The sequence below is a fragment of the Kribbella sp. WER1 genome (genome assembly GCF_054189145.1).
Map to the genome: position 1 here is coordinate 6,290,633 of NZ_CM135186.1, position 15,946 is coordinate 6,306,578.

Annotated in this window: 16 protein-coding genes; 9 read left to right on the forward strand and 7 right to left on the reverse strand. The window is 69.5% G+C overall.

Annotated elements, in window-relative coordinates; translation table 11 throughout:
* Positions 1-15: 15 nt before the first annotated feature.
* The 5 genes from ACXJJ3_RS30715 to ACXJJ3_RS30735 all read left to right on the forward strand — a co-directional run bounded on the left by ACXJJ3_RS30715 (position 16) and on the right by ACXJJ3_RS30735 (position 5,585).
* A complete protein-coding gene (locus tag ACXJJ3_RS30715; protein ID WP_458165333.1) occupies positions 16-1,074 on the forward strand; it encodes a hypothetical protein in 1,059 nt (352 codons plus the stop codon).
* Between the two features lie 56 nt (positions 1,075-1,130).
* A complete protein-coding gene (locus tag ACXJJ3_RS30720; protein WP_458165334.1) occupies positions 1,131-2,159 on the forward strand; it encodes a hypothetical protein in 1,029 nt (342 codons plus the stop codon).
* Positions 2,160-2,212: 53 nt separating this feature from the next.
* Positions 2,213-2,959, forward strand: a complete 747-nt coding sequence (locus ACXJJ3_RS30725) for a hypothetical protein (protein ID WP_458165335.1) — start codon at positions 2,213-2,215, stop codon at positions 2,957-2,959.
* A gap of 332 nt (positions 2,960-3,291) precedes the next feature.
* Entirely contained in the window at positions 3,292-4,602 is a 1,311-nt protein-coding gene (locus tag ACXJJ3_RS30730) for a DUF222 domain-containing protein (RefSeq protein ID WP_458165336.1), read from the forward strand.
* Entirely contained in the window at positions 4,599-5,585 is a 987-nt protein-coding gene (locus ACXJJ3_RS30735) for a DUF222 domain-containing protein (RefSeq protein WP_458165337.1), read from the forward strand. The genes ACXJJ3_RS30730 and ACXJJ3_RS30735 overlap by 4 nt, the downstream gene beginning before the upstream one ends.
* Positions 5,586-5,847: 262 nt before the next feature.
* Here the strand turns inward: ACXJJ3_RS30735 and ACXJJ3_RS30740 are convergent, their stop codons facing one another.
* The gene (locus ACXJJ3_RS30740) at positions 5,848-6,003 is read right to left on the reverse strand and encodes a hypothetical protein (protein WP_458165338.1); all 156 of its coding nucleotides are present in this window, start codon (positions 6,001-6,003) and stop codon (positions 5,848-5,850) included.
* Positions 6,004-6,462: 459 nt separating this feature from the next.
* Positions 6,463-7,566: an aminoglycoside phosphotransferase family protein gene (locus tag ACXJJ3_RS30745; protein ID WP_458165339.1), complete on the reverse strand. Its 1,104-nt coding sequence runs from the start codon at positions 7,564-7,566 to the stop codon at positions 6,463-6,465.
* A 54-nt stretch (positions 7,567-7,620) separates the two neighbouring features.
* Between ACXJJ3_RS30745 and ilvA the strand changes: the two genes are divergently transcribed.
* Positions 7,621-8,823, forward strand: a complete 1,203-nt coding sequence (ilvA, locus tag ACXJJ3_RS30750; RefSeq protein WP_458165340.1) for a threonine ammonia-lyase — start codon at positions 7,621-7,623, stop codon at positions 8,821-8,823.
* Here ilvA and ACXJJ3_RS30755 read toward each other — a convergent pair.
* The gene (locus tag ACXJJ3_RS30755; protein ID WP_458165341.1) at positions 8,808-9,827 is read right to left on the reverse strand and encodes an alpha/beta fold hydrolase; all 1,020 of its coding nucleotides are present in this window, start codon (positions 9,825-9,827) and stop codon (positions 8,808-8,810) included. The two genes, ilvA and ACXJJ3_RS30755, sit on opposite strands and share 16 nt — an antisense overlap.
* Positions 9,820-10,263, reverse strand: a complete 444-nt coding sequence (locus ACXJJ3_RS30760; RefSeq protein WP_458165342.1) for a MarR family winged helix-turn-helix transcriptional regulator — start codon at positions 10,261-10,263, stop codon at positions 9,820-9,822. The genes ACXJJ3_RS30755 and ACXJJ3_RS30760 overlap by 8 nt, the downstream gene beginning before the upstream one ends.
* A gap of 118 nt (positions 10,264-10,381) precedes the next feature.
* On the opposite strand from ACXJJ3_RS30760, the gene ACXJJ3_RS30765 reads away from it, so the two are divergent.
* Together ACXJJ3_RS30765 and ACXJJ3_RS30770 are read left to right on the forward strand one after the other, a co-directional pair.
* Positions 10,382-11,845 carry an MFS transporter gene (locus tag ACXJJ3_RS30765; RefSeq protein WP_458165343.1) on the forward strand — a complete coding sequence of 488 codons (1,464 nt, stop codon included), beginning with the start codon at positions 10,382-10,384 and terminating at the stop codon, positions 11,843-11,845.
* 127 nt (positions 11,846-11,972) lie between these two features.
* Positions 11,973-12,971: a hypothetical protein gene (locus tag ACXJJ3_RS30770; RefSeq protein ID WP_458165344.1), complete on the forward strand. Its 999-nt coding sequence runs from the start codon at positions 11,973-11,975 to the stop codon at positions 12,969-12,971.
* Positions 12,972-12,987: 16 nt separating this feature from the next.
* Here ACXJJ3_RS30770 and ACXJJ3_RS30775 read toward each other — a convergent pair whose 3' ends face one another.
* Positions 12,988-14,220: an MFS transporter gene (locus ACXJJ3_RS30775; protein WP_458165345.1), complete on the reverse strand. Its 1,233-nt coding sequence runs from the start codon at positions 14,218-14,220 to the stop codon at positions 12,988-12,990.
* A gap of 92 nt (positions 14,221-14,312) precedes the next feature.
* Positions 14,313-14,636: a hypothetical protein gene (locus tag ACXJJ3_RS30780; protein WP_458165346.1), complete on the reverse strand. Its 324-nt coding sequence runs from the start codon at positions 14,634-14,636 to the stop codon at positions 14,313-14,315.
* Positions 14,637-14,868: 232 nt separating this feature from the next.
* Here ACXJJ3_RS30780 and ACXJJ3_RS30785 point away from each other — a divergent pair, with 232 nt between their 5' ends.
* Positions 14,869-15,267: a hypothetical protein gene (locus ACXJJ3_RS30785; RefSeq protein WP_458165348.1), complete on the forward strand. Its 399-nt coding sequence runs from the start codon at positions 14,869-14,871 to the stop codon at positions 15,265-15,267.
* A gap of 110 nt (positions 15,268-15,377) precedes the next feature.
* Here the strand turns inward: ACXJJ3_RS30785 and greA are convergent, their stop codons facing one another.
* Positions 15,378-15,890 carry a transcription elongation factor GreA gene (gene greA / locus ACXJJ3_RS30790; RefSeq protein ID WP_344192782.1) on the reverse strand — a complete coding sequence of 171 codons (513 nt, stop codon included), beginning with the start codon at positions 15,888-15,890 and terminating at the stop codon, positions 15,378-15,380.
* Positions 15,891-15,946 lie beyond the last annotated feature (56 nt).

A 15,946-nucleotide genomic window follows, 5' to 3' on the forward strand; every position in this document is an offset into this window, starting at 1 on the left:
GCCGTCGGACCCTGCATGACCGATGAGTCCTTCCACGATCTGGTGCGGGCACCGAAGGTTGCGCTGCCGGGCGGTCCGCGGCGCTGGGTCGACGACTCGTTCCGGTTACTGGCCGACCACTTCGGTACGGCGGTCCTGCGGCGGCCGGTCGTCGTACCGGACGAGTTCGTACCACCCGGGTACGACGGCTCCGACGCCGCCGCGCGTGCCGTCTGCGTCCGGGTTTGCGAGCACCTGGGGATCCCCGCCGAACGGGTGCATTTCAGTTTCCGGTTGGAGAAGGTCGCCGAGGCCGCCGAACTGCTCGGTTCGGCGATGCTCGACGGCTATCTCGACCCGGAACACCCGTTGTCGCACGGCGCGGCGCCAGGGGATCGGGCGGCAGTACGGACGCACTCGAGCAGGCTCGGTACGGCGTCGTTCGAGCAGGTGGACCGGATCGTCGAGGCCGAGCTGGCCGAGGACTCCCTGCTGCCGTTCCTGGTGCGGCGGCTCGGTGCGGACGAGTTCGGCGCCGAGGTGGTGCGGTGCCTGCTCGCCGCATCCGATCCGGGGCGGGCCGGGGTGGTCCATCCCGCCGTACAGGCTGGTCCGGCGCTCGGGCGATGGGTGGATCTGGGGGCTGAATCCCCTGGTATAGAGCCGATTCCGGGGCATTGTGCGGTGTTGTTGCGGTCGGATGTGATCGGCGATCCGCTGAAGCTGCTGGCCGCGGTGTCGCACGAGTTGAGCCATGAGCTGCTGTCCCGGCCCGCTCCGCCGTGGGCGTCCGGGCCGCTCGAGGAACCGTTGACGGACCTGTGTGCGTTGTTCCACGGGTTCGGCGTCGTCCTGGTCAACGCGGCCGTCGACGAGACCACGCTGGACGACGAATGGGTCCACACGTCCGGTTACCTCGGTGAGCATGCCGTCGCCGAGGCGCTCGCGCTGTACCGCTTCCGGCAACACCGGCTGCTCCGCGACGGGCCTTTGCTGCCGGCCTGGCACCTGGCCCTGGATCCGGAGCCGCGGGTACGTTTCGCCGCTCGTTTGGAGGAGTTACTGGGAGGCCCGCCGACCGTCTTGGGTTGGTGATGCGACTGCAACATTTCCGATGGAACGGGCGCCGTGGTGGCCGCGTCAGTTCCGGTATGAATCTGATCGGTGCCTGGCGGCGTCGGCAACGTGACCGCGATCTGCTCTACGGGCCGAAGGTCCTGCTGCCCGGTGGACCCGAGCAGTGGATCGACGACTCGCTGGACTGGCTGATCGACCGGTTCGGCGTCGAGCCGCTGCGCCGTCGGCCGGTCCTGCCGAGCACGTTCGTGCCCGCCCGGTACGACGGATCCGAGCACGCCGCCCGCGAACTCTGCCTCCGGGTCTGCGCCTGGATGGAGGTCCCGGACGACCGGATCCGGTTCAGTTTCCGGATGGAGGACGTCCGCGCCGCGGGCCGCAGTACCGCCGTCCGCCGGCTGGCCGCCGAGCATCCCGAACTGCTCGGGATTTCGGGGCTTCAGGCAACGATGTCGGCTCGGGAGGTGGAAGCGCTGGCGGCGTACGCGCCGGAGATCGCGGTCCTCGCCGAGCGCGAACTCGCCGCCGAGGTGAAGCGCAGCACCGCGCTCCGGGACGAGACCGACCCGGAACGGCGCGCCGAACTGTACGAACGCGCCGTCGCGATCTGGTCGGCGCCGGCCGGCAGCGGATCGCGCGCGGCCTGGCTGGACCTGCGGGCGGGCGGCCACGACAGTACCGCCGTACTGCTGTCGTCGACCACGCCGGTCGACCCTGCCGCGGTGATCGCGGCAACCGCCCACGAGCTCGGGCACGAGGTGCTCTGGGGCTACCACCTGATGGACCGCAACCGGCCGGACGCCGAGGCGGTGACCGACCTGTTCGCGGTGTTCCACGGCTTCGGGGTCTTCCTCGCGAACCAGGCCGTCGAGCGGGTCCCCGGTCGCCGCTCGATGCGGCAGAGCCTCGGATACCTGGGGGAGCGCGGCGCCTCGGACGCGCTCGCGGCGTACTGCTTCCGCCGCCACACGCTCTGGCCGGAGTCGATCTTGCCGGTGATGCCGACCGAGCTGGACCGGTCGGTCCGGATCCGAACCTTTGCGCGGCTTGCGGCGCTGGTGAAACGCGCCGAGATCGACTCGATCCAGGAAGGCGTCCGCTGACGTAACGGGTACCCGCAGGTTTGCCGCCGCGCCCGGCAGGCATGATTCCGCGGGTGAGGAACCCGATCGGCACGATCAAGCGAAGCCAGCAGCTCCGGTCCCAGCTGAAGGCGCCCCGCGAACGCCTGGCCGGCGGCAGCCGCCGCTGGATCCGGATGTCGATGGACTGGCTGATCGCCGAATTCGGCCGCGACATCCTGGACCGGCCGATCATGCTCCCCGCCGACCTGATCCCCGATGAGTACGACGGCAGCGAGGCCGCCGCCACCGCGCTGTGCGAACGCGTCGACGGCCGGATGGGCCTGAACCCCGGGCAATGCACGCTCAGCTTCGAACTGAACGGCGTACGGCGTCCCGTCCGCGCGCACGTCGTGAAAGAACAGTCCGGTCGCTGGATCCGCGGCGACGACCGCAACCAGATCCAGCTCGCCCCGTCCCTCACCACCGACCCGGTAGCCCTGACCGCCATCTACGCCCACGAAGCCGGCCACGAACTCCTCCTCGGCAGCGGCCGCATCACCCGCGCCACCCGCCCCGACCACGAGTCCCTGACCGACCTCATCACAGTCTTCTACGGCCTAGGCATCTTCACCGCCAACGCCTCCTACGAACAACGCCCCCGCCCCAACGGCCGCGGCAAACAACCCTTGGCCCGCGGCTACCTCCGCGAAGCCGCCCTAGCCGAGGCACTCGCCTACTACGCCATGCTCCGCGGCGAACGCACCCCCACCTGGGAACACCACCTAGACCCACCCGTACGCCGAGGCATGCGCAACCACCTAGCCATCCTCCACCGCTAACAACCAAAGAGCTGCCAGGTGCTGTGGTTGCTGAGGAACAGCTCACACCTGCAGTACGTGTGACGAGCAGGAGACAAGCCCACACGCAGCACACTGACGGCGCCCTGCCCCGCCTCCCCGTCGGCCGCACCAACCGGGCAGCCCGCGTCGCGGATCGGACGTCCAGATCCCACACGCCCAGGGCTCTTGCTGTACGGGCGTTGTCGACTGCATGCCGCCCGATCTGCATGCTCGACCAGCGCGGGTGTGGGCTGGTGTGGGCCCACGAATTGTCCACAAAACAAGGGCATTCCGATTCGAAACTGTCGGTCGAGGCATCTAGGGTTAGCGGTATGGAACTCCTGGGCGAGCGACCGGCATGGTCGATGAGTGGCAGCGAACTGCTGTCCACTCTCGACACGCTGGACGCCGAGATCGCCCGCCTCGAGTCCTACCGCCTGCACGTGATCGCCGCGGTCGAATCCACCGGCTATGCCACCGAACTCGGCGCCCGCGACACCGCCGAACTCCTCCGCTTCCGCTACCGCCAAGACGCCACCACCGCCCGCCGTACCCTCCGCCTCGCCCAGGCCCTCCCAAAGTACCCATCCGTGGCCGCCGCACTCGACGACACCGCCACCCCTCAATCCGAGACTGACCTAGATGTCGACGCCGAGGATGAGGATGGCGGATGGTTGTTGCGGCCAGCCCAAGCAGAGGCGATCGTGTCCGCACTGGACCGCGTCCCGACCCACGTCCCGATCGAGGATCGCGACGCCGCCGAACGAGAACTGATCGGTTTGGCGGCGCACCTGTCCCCGCTCGAGCTCCGCCAGGCAGGCGCCCGGATCCGAGATCTCCTGGACACCGACGGTCCCGAACCGGAGGAGGCGAAGGCCGCCGCCCGCGAATCTCTCACCCTCACCCCAGCCGACCGCGGCGTAAAGTTCCGCGGCTACCTGGCCAACGAGAACGCCGAACTGTTCCGCACCCTCATCCACACCGGCGCCCGCCCCCACAAAACCATCGACGGCGACCCCGACCCCCGCTCCCGCGAAAGCGCCAGGCCGACGCTCTCAGCACCACCCTCACCATCGCCGCAGCCGCCACCGACGCCGGCTACGCCGCACCCCACACGCCCAACCCCGCCCGCCAAACCCACACGAGCCAAACCGACGCCCGCGCGAACGACGTACACGGCGGCGACGTACACGGCGGCGTACGCGAGGACGGCGTACGCGGGGACGGCGTGCGCGGGGACAGCGCGTGCGGGGACAGCGCGTGCGGGGACGGTGTGCGCGGGGACGGCTCATGTGGGGACGGCGTACGCGGGGACGGCTCGTGCGGGGACGATGCGCGCGGCGAAAGCGCACGCGGGCGTGACGTGTGTGACGGCGGTGTATGTGGGGACGGCGTGCGCGAAGGCGACATACGCCGGCACGCTGTGCGCGGCGACGGCGAGCACGAGTGTGGCGTGCGTGAGGGCGGTGTGCGCGGGGACGACGGACTCAAGGACGGTGCGCGTGAGGGCGGCGTCAGCGGGGACGGCGTACGCGGGGGCGGCGTACGCGGCGGGGACGTCGTATCTGGGCGGGCCGAGGTCCCCGTGCGGTCCGGGGCTGCGAGCGAGCGGGTGCCTGGGTTTGGTGCCAAGGCGCAGTTGACGGTCACGATCGACTTCCGGGATTTGCAGGCGGCTGTGGCTGATGCGACGGGGCAGTTGGTGTTCGGTGATGGGTTGTCGGCGGCGACCGTACGGCGGCTCGCCTGCGACGCGAAGATCATCCCCCTGGTGCTTGGTACGAACTCCGAACCATTGGACGTCGGCCGCAGCGAACGCCTTGTCACGCGGGCAATCCGCCGCGCCCTGAACGCCCGCGACAACGGGTGTGTTGTCTGCAACGCACCGCCGGTCATGTGCGACGCCCACCACCTGAAGTCATGGATCGACGGCGGCGAAACGAAAGTCGACAACCTGGTCCTCATCTGTCGCCGCCACCATGTGGACCTGCACGCCGGCCACTGGACCATCACAATCACGAACGGCATCGTCCACGTCGCACGCCCAACCTGGGCCGAGCCACCAACCCACCGCAAGCGATCCCAACCCGATCAACCCGCCGCCTGGTCGACGAACACAACCCCGCCGACAGCACCGCCACGCGCCCGCACCGGGAGCCCGGCGCCAACATCACCCCCAGCGAGGCAAACCACGCCGGACGAGCTGGGCCCAACCCCGCCGACGCCGGACCAACCGTGGTCGGGCAAGCCCGCGCCGAGCGAACCGGGATCAGGCACGCCGACGCCGGACGGGCCGTGGTCGGGTAAGGCGGCGTTGTGCGAACCGGGGTCAGGTATGCCGACGTCGGACCGGCCGTGGTCGGGTAAGGCTGTGTTGTGCGAACCGGGGTCAGGTACGCCGACGCTGGATGAACCAGTGCCGAGCATTCCGACGTCGAATGAAGCGTGGTCGGGCATGCGGTCCGGAGGACAGTCGCCACCCGGGGTGAGCGCTGCGCCTGACTGCTCCGGCTCGGCGGCGAGTGAGTCTGTCGTGTCGATCACTCGCCGGTCACGGTGGAAGGCTGACGAAGCCGAACTCCGGGAAGCAGCCGAGTTCGCCATACTCGACGTACCGGCCAGCTGAGCCGACGAACAGGAACCCGCCGAGCGCCAGCACCGCGCACACTGGGCTGATTCGTGTGCCGGAGCCTTCCCGCGACGCTCTGATGCTGCCGTACGTCGAGGTCCCAGTCGGACACGCCAGAGGTCACGCCGGAGCTGCTCCTGGAAGCACACCGGAAATGCTCCTGGAAGGGCGCCCGCTCGGGCGGGATGCCTGCTGGGTCTGGCGGATCGCGGTGCCGAGCCACAACTCCGCTATCAGGCTCGGGGCCGAAAACCTGTGCTCATGCGAGGCGAGCGACCGGGTCGGCGGCGATCCCCCAGGTCGCCGGCCGTGACGTGAGGTCGGCGGTGTAGTTGCCGGAGCCAGGCTGCTCACCGACTCGGGCCCCCGCGCGCTGCGCGCCGCAGGTGAGCAGATCCGGAGCGTCGCCTTCCACCCTGCACAGCGTGTGGGGAGTAGGCCCTCCACCCTGCAGGACGGCGTGTGGCGGTGCGGTTGACACCTGAGCCGAGGCGAGTGGGTCTGGTCAAGCGCCGCGCTCGGCGCGATCATCTGCCTGCTGCCTGCTGCCTGCTGCCTGCTGCCTGCTGCCTGGGGCCTGGGGCGTGGGGCGTGGGGCGTGGGGCGTGGGGCGTGGGGCGTGGGGCGTGGGGCGTGGGGCGTGGGGCGTGGGGCGTGGGGCGTGGGGCGTGGGGCGTGGGGCGTGGGGTGGGTACACGGGTACGCGGGTGCATGGTGCGCGGGAGTAGCTGATGGGCCTGCGGGGGAAGCGGATGGGTCTCGCGTCTCGATGCGTTGCGGGTGTGTGTGGGCGGGTTGAGGTGATTTGGGCGGCTGAGGCGGAGGTGCCGTCGGGGGACTGCGGGTGTGGAGTCTTCGTGACCGTGGGTGGTTGTTAGGTCAGTAGTTTGGTGGTCCAGAAGTCGGCGCCGCGGAGGAGGGAGGATTGGGTTGGGCCGGTGACGTGGTCGACTAGGTGGAGGTAGGTGATCGTCTGGTAGAGGGTGCCGAGTTCCTCGGCGAGGTGTAGTGCGCGGCGCAGGTCGGGCGGTGTGGCGTACTCCTCCCACTCGGCGAGATACGCGTCTCGTACCCGCGCGTCAGACGACAGCGGCGACCGCTCCTCCACAAACGTCACCAGGTCCAGGAACGGATGGGCCAGCGCCGCGTCCGTCCAGTCGAACGCGAGCACCTTCCCGTCCCGCACCGCCACGTTCCGCGGATGCAGGTCGCCGTGCAGCAACGTCTCCGGTATGCCGATCTCCGCCAGCTCGTCGATTGCCGCATGCAACTGTTTCGCCCGGTCCGGCAGTTTCGCCAGATCCTCCGGAGCGAGTCGCTGTGTCAGCTTGTTCGGCTCCAGCAGCAGGTCCAGTTCGGTGGCGAGTACGGCGAGGCGCCGGTCCGAGCAGCCGTATTCCAGCAACCGTTCCGGCTCCCTGGCGTAACTCCGCTGCAGCCGAGCATGGTTGCGTACGGCATCGATCCACACCGACACGTCCGTCTCCCGGCCGAGCGGCGTACCGACGTCCGGCAGCAGCAGCCACGCCCGCTCCTCGTCGATCGCGATCGGCGCCGGGATCTCCCCGGGCCTGTCGGCCGACGCCCGCTGGAGGAATCGCGGTTCGTGCGCGAACAGGAACGGCAGCGCATCCGGATCCGTCGACGCCTGCGAAAGCGCCTTGAAATACACGTCCCCATCAGCGGTCGGGATACGCAGAACGTTGGACAGACCCCAGGTCTTCACCTGCACCCACGGCCCGGTCGCCGTCACCTGCTGCCCGATCCACCGCAGCGTCTCGTCGAACCACTCCGGCAGCTCGTCCACCGGCCGCATCTCGTACGTAACCGGCTCCTCGGCCAAACAGCCGACCACGACAGCGTCGACCCCGAACTGCTCCCGCAGCGCCCGCAGCACTCCCTCGACATCCGGAAACCAGAAGTCGTCCGGCATCTCCAGAGTGAATACCTGCTGCGCAACCTGAGCCCGGACTTCCATGTGCAGAAGCGTATGTTCCAGCCGCAACTCCTTTTCGCCGTTAAGGTGCTTGTCGTGATCGATGCCAGAGATGTTGCGCGGGCGGCCGATCTGCTGCACGACGTGGTCGCGCCGACGCCCTTGGAGTACTCGCGGTGGTTGAGCGACCTGGTCGGCGGCGACGTGTTCCTGAAGTGCGAGAACCTGCAGCGGACGGGGTCGTTCAAGCTGCGCGGGGCGTACGTCCGGATGGCACGCCTCTCGAAGGCGGAACGTGAACGCGGCGTGGTCGCGGCCAGCGCCGGCAACCACGCGCAAGGTGTCGCGCTGGCGGCGCAGCTGCTCGGCATCAAGTCGACCGTGTTCATGCCGAACGGCGCCCCGATTCCGAAGGAGAAGGCGACTCGGGCGTACGGCGCGGAGATCCGGTTCGTTGGCACGTCCATCGACGACTGCCTGGTCGCGGCGCGCGCGTTCGAGGCGGAGACCGGCGCGGTGCTGATCCACCCGTTCGACCACCCGGACATCGTCGCGGGGCAGGCCACGACCGGGCTCGAGATCGTCGAGCAGTGCCCGCAGGTGCGGACCGTCGTCGTACCGACCGGGGGCGGCGGGTTGCTCGCCGGGATCGCGGCCGCGATGCAGCGGGACGGCGTACCGATCGAGGTCGTCGGCGTCCAGGCGGCCGGCGCCGCGGCGTACCCGGCCTCGCTGGCGGCGGGGGAGCCGGTGCAGCTGGACCGGATGCGCACGATGGCGGACGGGATCGCGGTCGGGCTGCCGGGGAAGGTGCCGTTCGAGACGGTCCAGCGGTACGTCGGTGACGTCCGGACCGTCGGCGAGGACGCGTTGTCGAAGGCGTTGCTGCTGGTCCTCGAACGCGCGAAGCTCGTCGTCGAACCGGCCGGCGCCGCCGCGGTGGCCGCTGTACTGGACGAGCCGAAGCGCTTCAAGCCGCCCGTGGTCGTCGTCCTGTCCGGCGGGAACATCGACCCGTTGCTGCTGATGCGCGTGATCCGCCAAGGGATGGCCGCGGCCGGGCGGTACCTGTCGCTCCGCGTGCGGATCCCGGATACGCCTGGCGGGCTGGCGATGTTGCTGACCCAGATCGCCGCGCTCGACGCGAACCTGATCGAAGTACTGCACGAACGGATCTCGGAGACGCTCAGCCTCGACGAGGTCGAGGTCGAGCTGCAACTGGAACTCCGCGGCGAGGAGCACCGCCAACGCCTGCTCGCCGGACTCGTTGCCAACGGCTACAGCTACACGCTCAACTGACGCACGTACGTCACCAGGCTGATCAAGAACTTCCCCGGCTCCTCCCACGGCGCCAGATGCGCCGAGTGCTCGAACCAGATCGCCTGCTTGTACGGCGCTTCGACGGCCTCGAACCACGCCGCGACCGGCGCCGTCGGGGTCGTGTAGTCGTGCCGCCCGAGGAACATCACGACCGGGATCGGGAACTCGGTCACCCCGGTGAAGTCGACGGTAAGCATCTCGTCCAGCACCCGCCCGAGCGTGAACACATTGCCCTCACCCATCGCCTCGGCCTCCGCGACCGTGTACTCCGGCGACAGCAGCGGCGCCAGGAAGAAGTACGGCGAGCTGTCCCGGTACGCCGAGAGTCCGCCGCGGTACTGCGCCCAGTCGCGGGCGATGATGATCCGCTCCCGTGTCACCGGTTCGTCGCCCGGGTACGGCGCGATCGACGCGAGCTGTTCGAGTGCCTCGGCGTGGTTGTGCTCGCGGGCCTGCGCGAGGGCGTACTCGAAGCAGAGCTCCTCGTTCGCGCGGGCGTCGACGATCTGGCCGATTCCGACGTACGCGTGGAAGAGGTCGGGTCGGTCGAGGGCGGCCCGGGTTGCGATGATCGTGCCCCAGCTGTGGCCGAGCAGGATGAGCTTCTCGACGCCGTACCGGTCGCGGACCTGTTCGGCGAGCTCGATCGCGTCGGCGACGTACTGCGCGATCGTCAGCGTGTCCGCGATCGTCTCGGGATCGACGGTGCGCAGGGTGCGCCCGGCGGCGCGCTGGTCGTAGGTGACGACCGTGAAGTACTCCTCGACCGGGCGCTGGAACTGCCAGCAGACCGGGGCGAGTGGCGACGCGGGACCGCCGTGGATGAACAGGATCACCGGGTTGGCGCGGTCGTGACCGCGGGCGTAGACCCAGTGGTCGACGCCGCCGGCGGACAACAGGTAGTTCTCCTGGACGCCGTTGGGCGTCACGATGCGTTGCAGGTCCGCGATGATCTCGCGAGCTGCGTCGTACTCCTCAGCCATCCACCGAGGGTAGAGGCTCGCAGGACTTCACGAGTGGCGCATGCAGGCGCTGCGCGAGCACCTGGCGCTGGGTCGGCTGGGCCTCGGTCTGGCGGCGCAGGCCCTCGTCGGTCAGCCGGACGTTGATCGCGCGGCGGTCCTCGGGGCACATGTGCCGCTCGACCAGGCCGGCGACCTCCAGCCGGCCGATCACCCGGGACAGCGCGCTCTGGCTGAGGTGCACGGACTTCGCGATCGTCGCGACCTTGGCGGAGTGCTCCGGGAGCTCGGCGAGCCGCTCCAGCACCTCGTACTCACTCATGCCCAGCGAATGACCGGCCTGCAGCGCCCGGTCGAGGGCGCAAGTCAGGTCCGCGTGGCGAGCCAGCAGCTCGCGCCATTCGCGCACATCGGCGGTGGTCTCACCAGTCCCACCGCTGACCTTCGTAGCGGTCATGTCGCCGACCATAGCATGCAGGTGCAATCAATGCAAGCGCATTTAATGCCTAGACATTAGATGCATATGCATGCAATAGTCTCTCCTCGTGACTACGCAAACTGCATCGCCTGCCCGCATGACCTGGGACGCACGCCTCTGGGGGGCGCTCCTGGTGGTCTGCGGCGTGATCTTCCTCGACGGCCTGGACGTGTCCATGGTCGGCATGTCCCTGCCGTCCATCGGCGCCGACCTGGGCGTCTCCCTTTCTTCCCTGCAGTGGGTCGTGACGGGCTACGTGCTCGGGTACGGCGGCCTGCTGCTGCTCGGCGGCCGGACCGCCGACCTGCTCGGCCGGCGCCGGGTCTTCCTGATCGCGCTGGCCGTCTTCGCCGTCGTCTCGATGCTGAGCTCGCTGGCGAGCAACCCCGAACTGCTCATCGCGGCGCGGTTCGTGAAGGGCATCGCCGCGGCGTTCACCGCTCCGGCCGCGCTCTCGATCATCACCACCACCTTCCACGAGGGGCCGGATCGCAACCGGGCCCTGAGCATCTTCACCACCTGCGCCGCCAGCGGCTTCTCGATGGGCCTGATCCTCGGCGGCGCGCTCACCGAGGTCGGCTGGCGCTGGACCTTCCTGATGCCCGGCCCGGTCGCGCTGATCGTGCTGCTGTTCGGCCTCAAGCTGATCCCGAACAGCCCGCGGGACGACGCCGCCGGCGGGTACGACGTACCGGGGGCGATCACCGTCACCGGCGGCATGCTCTCGCTGGTGTACGCGGTCGTCGGTGCCGAGCACGCCGGCTGGGTGTCGGTGCAGACCATCGGGCTGTTCGTGCTGGCCGTCGTACTGCTGGCCGGTTTCGTCGCGATCGAGCTGCGCACCAAGCACCCGCTGGTCCGGCTCGGCATCCTGCGCAACGCCTCGCTGCGGCGCGCGAACCTGGCCATCCTGACCGTCTTCGGTTCGTACGTCGCCTTCCAGCTGATCGGCACCATGTACCTGCAGAACCTGCTCGGCTGGTCGTCGTTCCAGACCGCGCTCGGGTTCCTCCCGGCCGGCCTGCTGGTCGCGACGCTGTCCCCGAACGTCGGCAAGATCGTCGACCGGATCGGCACCGAGAAGATGATCATCGTCGCGATGGCGTTCTTCGTCGCCGGGTACGCGCTGTCGCTGCGGATCGGCCCGGAGTCGGCGTACTTCTCGACCGTCTTCCCGACGATCATGCTGCTCGGGCTCGGGTTCGCGCTCGGGTTCCCGTCGCTGAACATCCAGGCCGTGTCCGGGGTCCCCGACCACGAGCAGGGGCTGGCGTCCGGGCTGTTCAACACGTCGAACCAGGTCGGCGGGGCGGTCGTACTCGCGATCGTGACCGCGGTGATCAGCGGTCAAACGGCCGGCGTCACCGCGGCGACCGGCGTGCTGTCGGCGTACAAGTCCGGGCTCGGGGTGGTCACCGGGATCGCGGCGCTCGGGCTGGTGATCGCGCTCACCGGTCTGCGCGGGCTGAAGGCGCGGCGCGCGGCCGAAGAGGCCGAGGCGGCGGAGCTGGCCGCCGTACAGGACGAGCTGGCGGCCGAGGAGATGACGCCGGCGGCGTGACAACAACCAGCCCGCTGCGGGCTGTGCAGTGAATATGGCGTGCGGGCCCTCTCTCGGGGGTCCGCACGGCTGCATTTCGGGGGATTCCCCGATTGGTTTCGACCCGGTGGGGTGCTGGACTGGACGCATGAGCAACCAGAGCTACGACGAGAAGGTCAAGGACATCCTGGACCGCGTCGCCACGGGCCACCTCTCCACCGAGGAGGCCGCCACGCTGATCGCCGCCATCAAGCCCACACCCCCAGCGACAGGAAGCGCGGGTACGGCGGGGGCGCCGGCCGACACCCCCACCCCCGAAGCTCCGGTTGCCGACGACACCCCGACCCCCTCCGCCTGGGCAGACGCCGTCGACTCACCCACCACGACCCCGGACACCGCGAACGGTTCGACCGGCGCCGCCGGTGGGCTTGCTGGGGAGCGGTCGGCCGTGCAGGACGTCGTACCGGACGAGGCCGCGGAGGAGCCTGCCGAGGAGCAGCACAGCAACGTGCCGATTCCGTCGGGCGTGCAGCGCGTGACGGTACGGGCGATCGGCCGCCGGGTACGCCTGATCGGCGAGCCGGCCGTGAACGGCGTCGCCGTCGACGGCCCGCACGTGATCAAGCGCGACGGCGACACCCTCGCGATCAGCAGCGAAGGCGACATGGGCGTCTCGATCGACGGCTTCAGCATGCTGCGCAACCCGACCGACCTGAAGGCCCACGTGAACGGCCTCGCCAAGGAACTGTCGATCCGCGTCAACCCGCACCTCCAGGTGGAGATCGAGGTCACCGGCGGCAGCGTGAACGCCGAACGCCTCCCCGGCCTCACCCGCGTCCGCGTCACCGCCGGCACCGCGAAGGTCGCCGACGTCGACGGCCCCATCGACGTACTCGTCCAGGCCGGCTCCGCCACCCTCGACGCCCAGATCACCAAGGGCCGCTCCCGAGTCCGCGTAGAGTCCGGCACCGCCAACGTAGCCCTCCGCCGCGGCTCCGACGTCCACGTCCACACCGAGGCCCAACTGGGCCGAGTCACCTGGTCCGGCGCAGTCTCCGGCCAATCCAAAGACGTAGAAATAGGCCGCGGCCGCGCCGCCCTCGACGTAGAAGTCCTCGTAGGCACAGCCCAAATCACCTCCGACTGACCACCCGGGGCGTACGTCACTCGTACGCCCCGACCGCGGGGATGGTCCGCAGCGTGCGCAGTGGGGAGAAGTAGAGGAAGAGGGTGCCGGCGAGGGTGGCGAAGCCGGCGGTGTAGAGGGTGGGGCGGAGGCCGAGGGTGGTGCCGAGGAGGCCGCCTAGGAGGCTGCCGAGGGGGGTGGCGCCCCAGGAGACGAAGCTGATGGTGGCGCTGACTCGGCCTTGGAGGGCTGGTGGGCAGACGCGTTGGCGGGTGCTGGCGGCGAGGATGTAGGCGACGATGATGGAGAAGCCGGCCAGCAGGGTGGCGAGGACGTACCAGGCGAGCTGCCAGCCGCGGTTTGTCAGGGCCTGGAGGACGAAGGCGACGCCGATTCCTGTTGTCGAGAGCAGCAAAGCGCGGGCGTCGCCGAGACGGGTGCTGATGCGTTCGGTGACGACCGAGGCGACGATCGCGCCGAGGAGGCCGAGCATGCTGAGGAGGCCGATCGTGCTCGGGCGTAGGTGAAGCTGGCGGACCAGGAAGACCACCATCACGGCGCCGTTCGCGGACTGGAACAGCATGGTTGTGGTCTGGTTGAGGGCGATCGGGCGGAGCAGCGGGTGTTTGAAGACGTACCGCAGGCCGTCGCGGATCTCCTGGTGTAGGTGTGGACGTTCGGGTTTGACCGGTGCCGGTTCCGGGGTGCGGATGCTGCGGAGCCAGAGGGCCGACCAGATGAAGCTCAAGGCGTCCAGGCCGATCGTGACCGCGGCGCCGATCCACTGGACCAGGATGCCGCCTGCGCCGGCGCCGATGACGGCTGCGACCGAGTGGTTGGCGGCGAGTTTGGCGTTGCCGGGGAGGAGCTGGTCGGCGTTCAGCAGCCGCGGCGGATAGGTGCTGTGGGCAACGTCGAACAGGACGGTCAGGACGCCGGCCAGCGCGAGGACGACGTACAGCTGTGGCAGCCGCAGTACGGCGAACGCCGCCGCGATCGGGATCGATCCGTAGAGGACCGCGCGGCCGAGGTCCGCGGCGATCAGGACCGGGAGGCAGCGGATCCGGTCGACCCAGGCGCCGGCGAACAGTCCGAGCAGCAGCCAGGCCGCGGTCTCACAGGTGCGCAGCAGCGACACCTGGAAGGTGGTGGCGTCGAGCGTCAGTACCGCCAGAAGCGGTACGGCGAACATGGTCAGCCGGCTACCGAGCTGGCTGAGCAGATCGGCGACCCAGAGTCGCCGGAAGTCGGGATGCCTCAGAATGCCCATGTCGTGGACCGTAAGCACGCAACTTGAGCCTTGTCGACTCAAGTATCAAGAAAGTTGAGCCCAAGGCGCTCAACTCTACGCTCAAAGAAAGTTCACAGCCAGCCGCGACGCATTGCGACGGCACCGGCCTGGAAGCGGTTGGACGTGCCGGTAAGTTCGTGCAGCCGACGCACCCGCCGCCGCATCGTGCGCAGCGACCAGCCGAGCTGCCGCGCGATCGCGTCGTCCTTGAGCCCGGCGACGAGCAGCGTGGGCAACGCCCGGTCGTCCTCGGTCAGCTCCCCGGAGGCCTCCGCGCCGAACGGGATCGCCTGCTGCCAGCACAGCTGCCAGTAGTCGACCAGCGCATCCAGCAGCGTGCTCTGATGCACGACGGCCGCCCGCAACCCGTCGCCGACGTCGAGCGACAGCGGCAACAGCGCGGTCGACCGGTCGGCGATCGCCAGCTTGATCCGTACGCCATCGGATCGGGCTTTCCGCGGGCACCGTCAAGGACCTGCTCCCGGTCGGCGATCGGATGCTCGCGGCGACCGACAGCGGCGTCTACGGCAGCTCGGTCCGCTCCCGCGACCAGGAATGGGGTGCCGGTGAGGGCGAAGGGATGGTCGGCGCCGGAACGCAGTACCTGGCGTCGAGCCACGACGTGCTGTGGCGATCGGCACCGACGACGCGGGACGGCTGCTGCTGGGTGGACCCGACGGGCTGTTCCGCTCGACGGACGGCGGCGCGACCGCGACCAAGGTGCTGGACGGCCGGGTCAGCACGATCCGGCGTACGGGCCGCTACCTGATCGCGGCAGGGGCTGCGATCAACGTCAGTACGAAGGACGGGCGGTGGACCACCGCCGGTGCCGACACGTTCTGGGGCGTGCCGGTCGCGGGCCGGGGCGTGCTCGAGTCGACCGACCGCGACCGCGGCCGCAGCTGGCACGGCATCGGCGCCGGACTGCCGACGACGGACGTTCGGGCGCTCGCGGTCAGCTCCGACGGCCACTGGCTGTACGCCGGACTCGGGGCCGCCGGCACGTACCGGATCCGCATCGGCTGATCCGGCTCGCCCGATTCCCTCCGGCGAGCCGGTGCTCCCACAATGCACGGTGCTCCCATGCGAAGGGCCCCGGTGGACTGTCCACCGGGGCCCTTCGGGAGCTTGGTGGGTCAGCCGGTGAACGGTTCCGCGGCGACGATCTCGACGGTCACGTCCTTGCCGTTCGGGGCCTCGTAGGTGGCCTTGTCGCCCTTCTTCTTACCGAGAATGGCGGCGCCGAGCGGAGACTGCGGGGAGTACACGTCGATGTCGACCGACGCGTCCAGGGCGAGCAACTCGCGGGAACCGAGCAGGAACGTCTCGACGTCGTCGTCGCCGGCGAACTTGATCGACACCTTCATGCCGGGCTCGACCTTGCCGCCCGCCTTCGGGGTCTCGCCGACCCGGGCACGGCGGAGCATGTCCTCCAGCTGCCGGATCCGCGCCTCGATCTTGCCCTGCTCGTCCTTGGCGGCGTGGTAGCCACCGTTCTCCTTGAGGTCGCCCTCGTCCCTGGCCTCGCTGATCCGCTGGGTGATCTCGGCACGGGCAGGGCCCTTCAGGTGCTCGAGCTCGGACTTCAGCTGGTCGTAACCGTCCTGCGTCAGCCAGACAACGCTGTCCTCGTCGATCTTCTGCGTCACGGGCTGCTCCTTGTGTCGGTGGGATGGGCAGGAAAATACTGCTGGCCGCCGTCGTC

What these genes read in the sequence shown, in the direction of transcription:
- ACXJJ3_RS30765 (WP_458165343.1), top strand. Translation starts at nt 10,382, where the DNA reads ATGACCTGGGACGCACGCCTCTGGGGGGCGCTCCTGGTGGTCTGCGGC.
- ACXJJ3_RS30745 (WP_458165339.1), bottom strand. Translation starts at nt 7,566, where the DNA reads ATGGAAGTCCGGGCTCAGGTTGCGCAGCAGGTATTCACTCTGGAGATG.
- ACXJJ3_RS30760 (WP_458165342.1), bottom strand. Translation starts at nt 10,263, where the DNA reads ATGACCGCTACGAAGGTCAGCGGTGGGACTGGTGAGACCACCGCCGAT.
- ACXJJ3_RS30715 (WP_458165333.1), top strand. Translation starts at nt 16, where the DNA reads ATGACCGATGAGTCCTTCCACGATCTGGTGCGGGCACCGAAGGTTGCG.
- ACXJJ3_RS30775 (WP_458165345.1), bottom strand. Translation starts at nt 14,220, where the DNA reads ATGGGCATTCTGAGGCATCCCGACTTCCGGCGACTCTGGGTCGCCGAT.
- ACXJJ3_RS30730 (WP_458165336.1), top strand. Translation starts at nt 3,292, where the DNA reads ATGGAACTCCTGGGCGAGCGACCGGCATGGTCGATGAGTGGCAGCGAA.
- ACXJJ3_RS30755 (WP_458165341.1), bottom strand. Translation starts at nt 9,827, where the DNA reads ATGGCTGAGGAGTACGACGCAGCTCGCGAGATCATCGCGGACCTGCAA.
- ACXJJ3_RS30770 (WP_458165344.1), top strand. Translation starts at nt 11,973, where the DNA reads ATGAGCAACCAGAGCTACGACGAGAAGGTCAAGGACATCCTGGACCGC.
- ACXJJ3_RS30720 (WP_458165334.1), top strand. Translation starts at nt 1,131, where the DNA reads ATGAATCTGATCGGTGCCTGGCGGCGTCGGCAACGTGACCGCGATCTG.